The following is an 11,379-nucleotide window of genomic DNA, read 5'->3' as shown; positions in this document are numbered from 1 at the left end:
CAACCGCTATCACCAGCATTGAAGCAATCAATTGGATCAATGCAAAAGACTTACCTAAGATTCGTCCTGTCCCAAACGTAACAACGTACCCAACCCAAGCAAGGAGAAACGCAATGTCGCTCATCAACACTCAGGTTCAACCGTTCAAGGCCCAGGCTTTCCACAACGGCAAGTTCATCGAAGTCACCGACGCCAGCCTGAAGGGCAAGTGGTCGGTCATGATCTTCATGCCGGCTGCCTTCACCTTCAACTGCCCGACCGAAATCGAGGATGCCGCCAACAACTACGCCGAATTCCAGAAGGCCGGTGCCGAGGTGTACATCGTCACCACCGACACCCACTTCTCGCACAAGGTCTGGCACGAAACCTCGCCGGCCGTCGGCAAGGCCCAGTTCCCGCTGGTCGGCGACCCGACGCATGCCCTGACCAACGCTTTCGGCGTCCACATCCCGGAAGAAGGCCTGGCCCTGCGCGGCACCTTCGTAATCAATCCGGACGGCGTCATCAAGACCGTTGAAATCCACTCCAACGAAATCGCCCGTGACGTGTCCGAAACGCTGCGCAAGCTGAAGGCCGCCCAATACACCGCCAGCCACCCGAACGAAGTGTGCCCGGCCAAGTGGAAAGAAGGCGAAAAGACCCTGGCTCCGTCGCTGGACCTGGTCGGCAAGATCTAAGCCCCAACCGCCAACAGAGAATCATATAAAAGAGAAACCCGCCGTCATCCCGGCGGCGGGATTTCAGCGCAATGCCTCGCTCAGCGGGCCATTGCAGTGAAATTCAGAAAGGGAGATACCCCATGCTCGACGCCAACATCAAGGCCCAGTTGTCGGCCTACCTCGAAAAGCTGCAACGCCCGATCGAACTCGTCGCCTCCTTCGACGACAGCGCCAAGGCCATGGAAATGCGTGACCTGCTGATCGACATCGCCAACCTCTCCGCCAAGGTCAGCCTGCGCGAAAACGGTAACGCCGCCCGCCGCCCCTCCTTCGCCATCGGCCTGCCGGGCGAGGCGCCGCGCATCCATTTTGCCGGCATCCCGATGGGCCATGAATTCACCTCGCTCGTCCTTGCGCTGCTGCAGACCGGCGGCCATCCGCCCAAGGTCGAGCAGTCGGTCATTGACCAGATCAAGGCCTTGCCTGGCGGCTTCGATTTCGAAACCTACATCTCGCTGTCCTGCCATAACTGCCCGGATGTCGTTCAGGCGCTCAACCTGATGGCCGTGCTCAACCCCGGGATTACCAGCACGATGATCGACGGCGCGATGTTCCAGGACGAAGTAAACGCCCGCCAGATCATGGCCGTGCCGACCACCTACCTGAACGGTGCCGAATTCGGCGCCGGGCGCATGCTGATCGAAGAAATCCTCGCCAAGGTCGACACCGGTGCCGCTGCCCGTGCAGCGGAAGAACTCGGCAAGAAGGATGCCTTCGATGTCCTCGTCGTCGGTGGTGGACCTGCTGGTGCGGCGGCGGCCATCTACGCTGCCCGCAAGGGCATCCGGACTGGCATCGTCGCCGAGCGCTTCGGTGGCCAGGTCATGGACACGCTGGGCATCGAGAATTTCATTTCGGTCAGCCACACCGAAGGTCCCAAGCTGGTCGCCGCGCTGGAACAGCACGTCAAGGACTATGAAGTCGACGTCATGAACCTGCAGCGTGCCGCCAAACTTACCCCGGGCGAACTGATCGAGGTGGAACTGGAAAATGGCGCCACGCTGAAGAGCAAGTCCGTCATCCTCGCCACCGGCGCCCGCTGGCGCGAGATGAACGTACCCGGCGAAAAGGAATACAAGGCCAAGGGCGTCTGCTTCTGCCCGCACTGCGACGGCCCGCTGTTCAAGGGCAAGCGCGTCGCCGTCATCGGCGGCGGGAATTCGGGGGTCGAGGCGGCCATTGATTTGGCCGGCATTGTCGCCCACGTCACGCTGCTCGAATTCGCCGATACCCTGCGTGCCGATGCCGTGTTGCAGAGCAAACTCAACAGCCTGCCCAACGTCACGGTCATCAAGTCGGCCCAAACGACCGAAGTGACCGGCGACGGCCAGAAAGTAAACGGCATCACCTACAAGGACCGCGTCAGCGAGGAAGTCCGGCATATCGAACTGGAAGGCATCTTCGTCCAGATCGGCCTGCTGCCCAACACCGACTGGTTGAAGGGCAGCGTCAAGCTGAGCCGTTTCGGCGAAATCGAGATCGACGCCAAGGGCCACACCTCGGTTCCCGGCGTTTTCGCCGCCGGCGACTGCACGACCGTGCCGTACAAGCAGATCATCATCGCCATGGGCGCCGGCGCAACGGCGTCTCTGTCGGCCTTCGATCACCTGATCCGCAGCTCGGCTCCGGCCTGATTTGCCCATCTCTCAAACCACGGCCAGCGACGGCAATCCGTCCCTGGCCGTTTTTCTTTCAGGAACCGCAAATGGACCTACCTAAGCACCAACTCGCCATGACCGTGCTGATGACCCCGGACATGGCCAATTTCTCCGGCAACGTCCACGGCGGCAGCATCCTCAAGCTGCTCGATCAGGTCGCCTACGCCTGCGCCAGTCGCTACGCCAGCCAGTACGTCGTCACGCTGTCGGTCGACCAGGTCATGTTCCGCCAGCCCATCCACGTCGGCGAACTGGTCACCTTCCTTGCCTCGGTGAACTATACCGGCAACACCTCGATGGAAATTGGCGTCAAGGTACTGGCCGAAAGCATCCGCGATCAAGTCGTCCGTCACGCCAACAGCTGTTTCTTCACCATGGTCGCCGTAGACGACAGGGGCCAAACCACAACAGTCCCGCCGCTGGTCGCCCAAACTCAAGACGAAATCCGTCGCTACAAGGCCGCCCAGATTCGCCGTGAGCTGCGCAAGGAATTCGAAACCCGACGGCATGCTCTTTAGCCACCTCGAAAGGCAGCGACGATTAAACAAAACCAACGACCAAACCGGCCGTGTCGGCAGGTGTGTAGCGGACCCACTGCTTACGTGAGTCTTCGTCAACAAATAAAACCCATGTGCATGAAGTTTTCAAAGCCTAGACAAGCGACCAACTGCTGTTAGGTGTTCAGGGTTCGCCGAGTACCGGGAAAGGGCCATCTTGACCCCAGCGGCTGGGAAGCACGGGTAATGACTGGCACTGCGCCCAATTTTCCGTTTCGAGGGATGGCTGGCAGAATAGCCTCCAACAACCTTGTTTCATCTCGCTCCGTAGGTCGCCGCATCAAGCAGCAACGTACAAACATTCCAACATTCAAAACCTTATTCAACTCATGAAGATTGCCGCCTGGAACGTCAATTCCCTAAAAGTCCGCCTGCCGCATCTGCTCGACTGGCTTGCCACCGCCGCGCCCGATGCGCTGTGCCTGCAGGAATTGAAGCTCGAAGACCACAATTTCCCGAAAGCCGAGATCGAGGCGGCCGGCTACCATGCTGCCTTCTCCGGCCAAAAAACGTACAACGGGGTGGCGTTGTTGGCGCGCACGCCGATTCATGACGTGGTCTGCGGCAATCCGCACTTCCCCGACGAACAGAAACGCCTGATCAGCGGCACCGTCGGCGACACCCGGATCGTCTGTGCCTACATGCCCAACGGACAGGCAGTCGGCAGCGACAAGTACGACTACAAGCTACGCTGGCTCGATGCCCTGGCCACCTGGCTGGGCGAGGAAATCGTCAAATACCCGAAACTGGCGCTGTGCGGCGACTACAACATCGCCCCCGACGACCGGGACGTGCACGACCCCAAGCGCTGGTCTGGCGAAATTCTATGCTCCGAACCCGAGCGCGCCGCTTTTCAGCGCTTGATCGGCCTCGGCCTGAGCGACAGTTTCCGGCTGTTCGAGCAGCCGGAAAAAACGTTCTCCTGGTGGGATTATCGTATGCTCGGCTTTCAGAAAAACCTCGGCCTGCGTATCGACCATATCCTGCTCTCGCCCCCCCTGACCGAGAATTGCTCCGCCGCCGGCATCGACCGTGCCCCGCGCAAGCTGGAGCGTCCATCCGATCACGCACCCGTGTGGGCAACGATTGATTGAGAAGCCATGCCAACGACCACTGCCGCCGAACGCCTGCTCGCACTCTATCCAGCCCTCGCGACCTTGCCGGCAGAACGCCTGGCCGCACTGACACACCCCCAGGCCGTCATGCACCTGCCAGCGGGAAGCCAGGTCTTTGCCGAACACCAGCCTTGCCAGGGCTTCCCGCTGCTGCTCGAAGGCAGCATCAAGGTCATCAAGCTGGCGACCAGCGGGCGCGAACTGATGCTCTACCGCGTCGCGCCGGGGGGCTCCTGCATCATCAGTTCCAGCTGCCTGCTGGCGCACACCGACTATAACGCCCGAGGTATCGCCGAAACGCCGCTGACGCTGCTTGCCTTGCCGGTCGGCGAGTTTTCCCGCCTGCTGGTCGAGCATGCGCCATTCCGCGACTTTGTCTTCCACCTATTCACCGACCGCATCGCCGAACTGATGCAATTGGTCGAGGAAGTTGCGTTCGCCCGGCTCGACCAACGCCTGGCCAAGCTGCTCCTGGCGCGTAACGAAAATTCATTGAATGTTACCCATCAGCAGCTTGCCGACGAATTGGGCAGCGTGCGCGAAATCATCAGCCGCTTGCTCAAGGGATTTTCTGCGCAGGGCCTTGTCACGCTCGGCCGCGAACAGTTGAGCATCATCGATCGCCCCGGCCTGCAAAAAATCGCTTCTGTGTGACCGTGGTTACATACGGGACAACTTGGCGGCAATAAAGTGACACCGTCCAAACACAACCTGACGGAGAAAACACCATGGCAAATGTTGGCGGAATCGACAAAACCCTGCGTATCGTTGCCGGCGCCGGCCTGGTCGGTGCCACCGTGGCCGGCCTGTTGCCGGTCTGGGGCTACATCGGCATCGTTCCCCTGGCTACCGGCCTGATCGGCTGGTGCCCGATCTACCCGCTGCTCGGGCTGAACACCTGCCCAACCAAGAAATAACGAGACAGCACAAGGCTTTCCAAGCTTTTTCGCTGAAGGCGGCCGGGTTTAAGCCCGCCGTCTTTTTTGTCCGCTCACTCCACCGCTATTGCTCCCCGCCACAAACGCAGGAACACTATCACCCTCTGGCGAGACGCCAGCCCGGATGCTGGAAATATTGTCCATAAGCCTTGAGGGCATGCAGTACCTGTACCGCACCGTCGTGACGACCTCCCGCCGTCTTCCCCGCCATTGCCTCGACACCTCCCTGCAAATCAGCCATGACCAGGTGCAGCATGGCGTCGGCCCTGGACTCAAGCTTGCAATTCTCGATGGCAAAGGCGAGTTGTCGATTGATGCTTCCCGCCAATGATTGATACTGCGCATCGCTGAATTGCTGGCGATGGATAAGCGGGAGTGCCTTGGCCATCGCTTGGTTGATGCCCGACATCGACTGCCGCAGCGAGGCATCCGTCGCCCATTTCTTACCGGCATTAAGCTGCAGTTGCCGCGGCGCCTCAGTCTCGTGGTCATGACGATGATCGTGTTCCGCCCGCGCAATGCCCTCCAGGCACACCCCCAGCACGGCGACACAAAACAAACGTATCGCTTTCATCGCTTCCTCCCTGAATGGTTTCGTCCAGCCCCTTGGCCGTTAACGAATCCCGAGAAATTTACTCAGGAAACCTTAAAAAGAACTTAAGGAAAACGGATACGAGGAAGGTTCGACTGCACGCGATATCGCTGCCGGATCAACTCAGGAAGTTGGCAATCCTGACGTAGTCTTCGACCGAAATATCCTCGGGACGCCGAGTCGGATCGATACCGAGTGCCGCGAAGCCGGCGTCGTCCAGGGTTCCCTTGAGTGTATTGCGCAACATTTTCCGGCGCTGCGCGAAAGCCTGCAGGACAATTTGTGCCAGCTTTTCCGGCGACTTGGCATTCAGTTCAGCAGCCGGCTTGGGAATCAGACGGACGACGGCAGAATCGACCTTGGGCGCTGGATCGAAGCTCTCCGGCGGCACATCGATCAGCCATTCCATATAAAAACGGTATTGCAACATCACCGATAGGCGTCCGAAATCGGCATCACCCGGTTCGGCAACCATGCGCTCGACAACCTCCTTCTGCAACATGAAATGCATGTCGTAGACATTTCCAGCATAGTCGGCCAGATGGAAAAGCAGCGGCGTCGAGATGTTGTACGGCAGGTTGCCGACCAGATGCAGATTGGAGCCGATACTGGCAAAATCGAAAGCGAGCGCATCCCCCTCATGGATGGTCAGGCGTTCGCGGCTGTGCTGCTTTTTGAGGCGGGCAATCAGGTCACGGTCGATTTCAACCACATGCAGGTGGTCGACGCGCGCCAGCAAGGGCTCGGTAATCGCCCCCAGACCAGGGCCGATCTCGACGACGGTATCGCTGCGTTGTGGATTGATCGCCGACACGATGGCGGAGATGATGCCGCTATCGATCAGAAAGTTCTGGCCGAAGCGTTTGCGGGCGACGTGGCCTTTCATGTTGCGTTCCTTCCGTGTTCTGCTGGGTAATGGGCGTACCGCTTTGCCTGCACCGAGGCTAGGCACGGGCCGCGGCAACCGCCATGCGGGCCGCTTCGGCAACGGACTCGAACAGGCTGCCATGATCGGCCTTGCCCGTACCGGCCAGTTCAAGCGCGGTGCCGTGATCGACCGAGGTACGGATGATCGGCAGGCCAAGCGTGACATTGATGCCGCGACCGAAAGTCGCATATTTGAGCGCTGTCAGCCCCTGGTCATGGTACATCGCGAGCACGGCATCTCCCTGGGCGAGCACCGGCGGCGTAAACATCGTGTCGGCCGGATGCGGCCCGCTGAGCTGCATGCCCTCGGCACGCAGTTTGTCGAGCACCGGCGTGATGACTTCTATTTCCTCCATGCCGAGGTAACCGCCCTCGCCGGCATGTGGGTTGAGGCCGGCCACCAGGATACGGGGCCGGGCCAGGCCGTACTTGCGGCGCATGTCGGCATGCAGGATGCGCAGCGTCTCTTCCAGCACCGACGGTGTGATGGCCGCCGGAACATCCCTGAGCGGCAGGTGGGTGGTAACCAAGGCGACACGTAGCGGGCCATGCGCCGTGCCCCCCGCCAGCATCATCACGACCAGCGGCGTACCGGTCTTCTCGGCCAGGTATTCGGTGTGGCCAGTGAAAGGCACGCCGGCCTGATTGATAACGCCCTTGTGCACCGGGGCTGTCGCCATCGCGGCAAATTCGCCGGAAACGCAGCCGGCCAGTGCCCGGTCAAGCAGATCGAGGACATGACGGGCGTTGGCCGGGTCGAGGCGACCAGCAACAGCAGCTGCCGCCAGCGGCAGATGCAGCACGTCGATCACGCCCGGCTGCGGCGGATTCCCGGCTTGGTAGTCGCGCATGGCAACGTTCCTCCCGAGTTGCCTTGCCCGCTCTTCGAGCAGGCCGCGATCAGCCAGCACGACCGGGTGGGCCGCGCCGCTCCAGTTGGCCAACTGCAGGCACAGTTCCGGCCCGATACCGGCCGGTTCGCCGCTGGTGACGGCTATGCGGGGATGCATCACTTTTCGTCGAGACGATTTTCGACGTAGGTCCGGTCACGCAGCTGACGCAGCCAGTCCTGATAGGCTTCGTCCATTTTGCGTTCACGCAGCGCCTGGCGGGCAACGGTCCGCTGGCGCTCGACCGAGACATCGCGCTCGCGGCGCTCCAAGACCTGGATCAGGTGCATGCCGAAAGGCGACTGGACCACGGGGCTCACCTCGTTAAGCTTCAAGGCATCCATGGCCCGCTCAAACTCCGGAACCGTATCGCCGGGATTAAGCCAGCCCAGGTCTCCCCCCTTGGCTGCCGAACCGTCCTGCGAATAGAGGCGGGCCTGCTCGGCGAAATCGACGCCATTGGCGATCCGTTCGCGGACGACCTCCAGCTTGCGACGCGCCTCGGTCTCGGACACGACTTCGTTCACGCGGATCAGGATATGGCGGGCCTTGCTCTGCTGGACCGAGGCCTGCATGCTGCCGCCCCGCTTGCCAAGCAGCTTGACGACGTGAAAACCGGCCGAGGAGCGCAGCAATTCGCTGACCTCACCCTGCTGGAGGCGCCCCGCCACCTCGGCATACAGGCTGGGCAGACGGCTCAGTGGACGCCAGCCGAGGTCGCCGCCCTGCAGAGCATCCGGCGCATCGGAAAAAGCGGCGGTCAGTTCGGCAAAGTTTTCGCCGGCCCGCGCCCGCTTGAGCGCCTGCTCACCACGCAGGCGCAGCTTTTGCAGCTGTTCCGGGCTGGCCGACTCCGGCGCGCGCAGCAGGATGTGGGCCAGCTGATATTCCTCGTTGTTGCCGGCAGCCGCCTGATTGGCGATGTAATTGTCGATTTCGCCGTCGGAAATGACCAGCTTGCTATCGACCTCGCGTTCGCGCAGGCGAACCGAGATCATTTCATTGCGAATGTCTTCTCGAAAGCTAGCGTACTGGATGCCATCCTTCTCCAGGGCTGCCCGGAATTCCTGAACGGTCATTCGGTTTCCTGCCGCGATACGGCCAATAGCCTGGTCGAGCTGGATATCGTCGACCCGCATGCCCGAATCTTTGGCGTACTGCAGTTGTGCGCGGTCCATGATCAGACGCTCGAGCATCTGGCGCTCCAAGGCATCCTGCGGCGGCAGGGGGGTTCCCTGTTTTTGCAGTTGCTTGAGCGCCGCCGCGAGACGACTGCGCAACTCGACATAAGTAATGACATCGGACCCAACGACGGCAACAATGCGGTCTGCCTCGACCGGTTCTTGTGCCGCGGCAAGCGGAGCCAGGAAAAACAGGCTGCCCAAGCAGGCGATCAGTGCAACAAGGGTACGAACGAATTTGGTCATGGAATTCACTAAGGAGTAAGCAGTCTGCTATCGGTTGGCAGTTCGTTGATCTTGCCATAACCCGGGATGCTGCGCCGGAGCAAACCGATCGGGTTGGAGCCGATACTGCCGAAATCGTTGAGTTCGAGTTGCAGGAATAGCGTCTCGTTGGGTGCGCCGGCAATCGCCGACAGCCGTTGGCCGACCAGGCGGACCGACCAGCAGCTGGCGTTATACTCGACGCCAGCGATGACTTCGAGCGCTCGACTGTCGCGCAGCGAATAGTTGTAACGGCCGACCGCGTACCAATTGGCCGAAATTGGCCATTGGCCAGCGAAATCGACCTGATCGACCGTGGAATTTCCGGTCAGCGCGTCACGCGTGTAGCGATAGCTGGCCGACAGGACCTTGCCGTACTCCGGCTGGAAGCGCGTGCCGGCCGAGAAACGCTCGATGACATTTTCGCGGTAGTTGTACTCGGTCGCGAGGTCGGCGTAGGTCTTGGGAGCAACCAGCCCATTGAAGGCGGCGACGATGTTGGAGAAATCGTCCTGCCGGGTCGTTTCTCCAGAAATCGAGACACGCTGCGGCTTGAAGTAATAGCGCTGCCCCAGCATCGCCTTGAAACGCTCGACACCCGTCTCGCCATCGAGCAATCGGGTAGTCAGACCAGCCGTCAGCTGATTGGCATCGTTGATGCGGTCGTAGCCGCTGTAGCGATTCTCGGAGAATATCTGGGCAAAATTAAAATCTGACAGGCCGGTATCGAACAGCGGAATCTGGCTCTGATCCTTGTACGGGATATTGACGTAGTAGAGCCGCGGCTCCAGCGTCTGGATATAGCTCTTGCCCAACCAGCTACCCTCGCGCTCGAAAACCACCGTCGAATCGAGCGAGAAGGTCGGCAGCGCGCGGCTGAAGGTATTGGGCAGGCCCGATGCCTGTTGGTCCAGCGAATACTTGGTCAGGTGCAGGCCGACCTTGGGCGTGATCTGGAACGCCGGGTGAACGATGGGCAGGGAAAACTGCGGATAGAACACCACCCGGTCACCCTGGACCTTCGTGGCATCGACATGGGTGAAGCGCGAATATTGCCCAACCGCGGCAAAGTCGGTCTTGAGCACGTTCGGCTTGTACGCCAGCAGATTGAGTTGCGGCTCCAGGAAGTACGGGCGGGCAATCGGATTGGTCGGATCGATCTGCAGGGTTTGGTAGCGCAGAACCTGCATATTGGTCTGCAGCCAGGGCGCGGGCGCATAGCCGAGCACGACCTGACGCGGCAACTGGGTCTGCGACGTCTGCAACAGGCGCGAGGTCAGGTCCTGCCAGTAAAAGTCGTCGGAAACGCCGTTCCAGTTGACCACTGCCGAAAGACCGCCGCCCAGGTTGTGCCGATGATCGAAACGATAGGCATAGCGGCTGCGGTTCAACACCTCGTCATTCGGCATGTACTCGAAGCGAGCCTGGCCGTCGTAGTAATAACTGACATAGCGCGCATCTGCCCCGATCTGCACACCACGCTTCGACAGGTAACGCGGCATCAGCGTCACGTCGTAGTTTGGTGCCAGATTGAGGTAGTAAGGAACCGTCAGATCGAGACCGCTACGGGTCGACGTCGAGAAATGCGGGTGCAGGATACCCGATCGCCGCTGGTTGTTCAGCGGGAAAGAGGCCAACGGCGTGTAAAGAATGGGGGCGCCGTGGAACCACAGCGTGGCATCCTTGGCCGTCCCCTTGCCCTCGTCATAATCGAGATGCGTTTCGTCGGTCTTCAGATACCAATCGGCGCTGCCCGGCTTGCACGTCGAATAGGTATTGGTGAACAGCGATATCTGGTTCTCACCCTCAAAATCGATCCGTTCGGCATAACCGTTGGCTTCCGACTGTCGCGGCGGCGGCAACTGCGTCGGCAGCCCGTAGCTGTTGGCGACATTGAGCATCATCGGCGCCCCCGAGGTATTCGCGTTGCTGCTCGCCACTGTGACCACCGTCTGCTGCTGGGCATAGAAACGGCTCGGCAGATCGCGCACGATGCGGTAGGTAGCCTGCTCGGCCGAGCCTATCCGGTCGGACAGGCGCATGCGCAAATGCGGGCCGCTGATTTCCGAGCCATCCTGCAACAGGCGAACCGATCCGGTAGCATCGACCTCATCCTCAAGCGGCCGATAGGTGAGGCGGTCAGCGTAGAGCAGGCTGCCTACCTTGCGCAGTTCGACGTCGCCTTCGGCTTCCGTGACTTCGTCGGCCTGCCCCTCGATCTGATCGGCGACGATGAATAGCGGATAGCTATCGTCCCGCTTAAGCACCGCCGGGGTTTCCGGCACTGGCGCCTTGGGCTCCTGCACCTTCTCCACCGGCGCCTTTTTTTTCTTGAGGATGTCGAACTTGCGCTCCTTGCGCAAATTCAGCGGGACGTCATTGGCCGCCAGCATCAGCGGCTCCCGTGCCTCATCCGAGGCTGAACCGGTGACCTGCAGCGAGGCACGTTCGGTCTCGATGGCCGCATAACCGGTCTGCGTGCCGGAAAACAGGCAGCAAACGAGGACGGCGAGCGGGCGACGGGAAAAACCGGGCATT

General features: G+C 60.7%; 11 protein-coding genes. 6 read left to right on the top strand and 5 right to left on the bottom strand.

Features of this window, described 5'->3' with window-relative positions; translation table 11 throughout:
* Positions 1 to 113 precede the first annotated feature (113 nt).
* From ahpC to AB6Q56_RS22090, 6 genes are all read left to right on the top strand, one after another.
* Positions 114 to 677, top strand: a complete 564-nt coding sequence (gene ahpC / locus AB6Q56_RS22115) for an alkyl hydroperoxide reductase subunit C (protein ID WP_150427138.1) — start codon at positions 114 to 116, stop codon at positions 675 to 677.
* 122 nt (positions 678 to 799) lie between these two features.
* Positions 800 to 2,353, top strand: a complete 1,554-nt coding sequence (ahpF, locus tag AB6Q56_RS22110; RefSeq protein WP_434515157.1) for an alkyl hydroperoxide reductase subunit F — start codon at positions 800 to 802, stop codon at positions 2,351 to 2,353.
* Positions 2,354 to 2,424: 71 nt separating this feature from the next.
* On the top strand, positions 2,425 to 2,895 hold the full coding sequence (locus tag AB6Q56_RS22105; protein ID WP_434515156.1) for an acyl-CoA thioesterase: 471 nt from the start codon (positions 2,425 to 2,427) through the stop codon (positions 2,893 to 2,895).
* A 368-nt stretch (positions 2,896 to 3,263) separates the two neighbouring features.
* Positions 3,264 to 4,028, top strand: a complete 765-nt coding sequence (gene xth / locus AB6Q56_RS22100; RefSeq protein WP_434515155.1) for an exodeoxyribonuclease III — start codon at positions 3,264 to 3,266, stop codon at positions 4,026 to 4,028.
* Positions 4,029 to 4,034: 6 nt separating this feature from the next.
* Complete coding sequence (locus AB6Q56_RS22095) at positions 4,035 to 4,703, top strand: Crp/Fnr family transcriptional regulator (RefSeq protein ID WP_434515154.1); 669 nt, start codon at positions 4,035 to 4,037, stop codon at positions 4,701 to 4,703.
* A gap of 74 nt (positions 4,704 to 4,777) precedes the next feature.
* Complete coding sequence (locus AB6Q56_RS22090; protein ID WP_434515153.1) at positions 4,778 to 4,966, top strand: YgaP family membrane protein; 189 nt, start codon at positions 4,778 to 4,780, stop codon at positions 4,964 to 4,966.
* A gap of 118 nt (positions 4,967 to 5,084) precedes the next feature.
* On the opposite strand, the gene AB6Q56_RS22085 is transcribed toward AB6Q56_RS22090, so the two are convergent.
* From AB6Q56_RS22085 to AB6Q56_RS22065, 5 genes are all read right to left on the bottom strand, one after another.
* Positions 5,085 to 5,561 (bottom strand): hypothetical protein, encoded by a 477-nt coding sequence (locus AB6Q56_RS22085; RefSeq protein WP_434515152.1) that lies wholly within the window; start codon positions 5,559 to 5,561, stop codon positions 5,085 to 5,087.
* A gap of 136 nt (positions 5,562 to 5,697) precedes the next feature.
* Positions 5,698 to 6,465 (bottom strand): 16S rRNA (adenine(1518)-N(6)/adenine(1519)-N(6))-dimethyltransferase RsmA, encoded by a 768-nt coding sequence (gene rsmA, locus AB6Q56_RS22080; protein WP_434515151.1) that lies wholly within the window; start codon positions 6,463 to 6,465, stop codon positions 5,698 to 5,700.
* Between the two features lie 58 nt (positions 6,466 to 6,523).
* Positions 6,524 to 7,516 carry a 4-hydroxythreonine-4-phosphate dehydrogenase PdxA gene (gene pdxA, locus AB6Q56_RS22075; protein ID WP_434515150.1) on the bottom strand — a complete coding sequence of 331 codons (993 nt, stop codon included), beginning with the start codon at positions 7,514 to 7,516 and terminating at the stop codon, positions 6,524 to 6,526.
* The gene (locus AB6Q56_RS22070) at positions 7,516 to 8,823 is read right to left on the bottom strand and encodes a peptidylprolyl isomerase (protein WP_434515149.1); all 1,308 of its coding nucleotides are present in this window, start codon (positions 8,821 to 8,823) and stop codon (positions 7,516 to 7,518) included. Before AB6Q56_RS22070 ends, pdxA begins: the two co-directional genes overlap by 1 nt.
* An 8-nt stretch (positions 8,824 to 8,831) precedes the next feature.
* Complete coding sequence (locus AB6Q56_RS22065) at positions 8,832 to 11,378, bottom strand: LPS-assembly protein LptD (protein ID WP_434515148.1); 2,547 nt, start codon at positions 11,376 to 11,378, stop codon at positions 8,832 to 8,834.
* Between the last annotated feature and the right edge of the window lies 1 nt (position 11,379).

This window comes from Dechloromonas sp. ARDL1 (assembly GCF_051122455.1).
In the GTDB taxonomy this organism is placed as follows: Bacteria; Pseudomonadota; Gammaproteobacteria; order Burkholderiales; family Rhodocyclaceae; genus Azonexus.
This window is presented reverse-complemented; position numbering and strand designations above follow the sequence as displayed.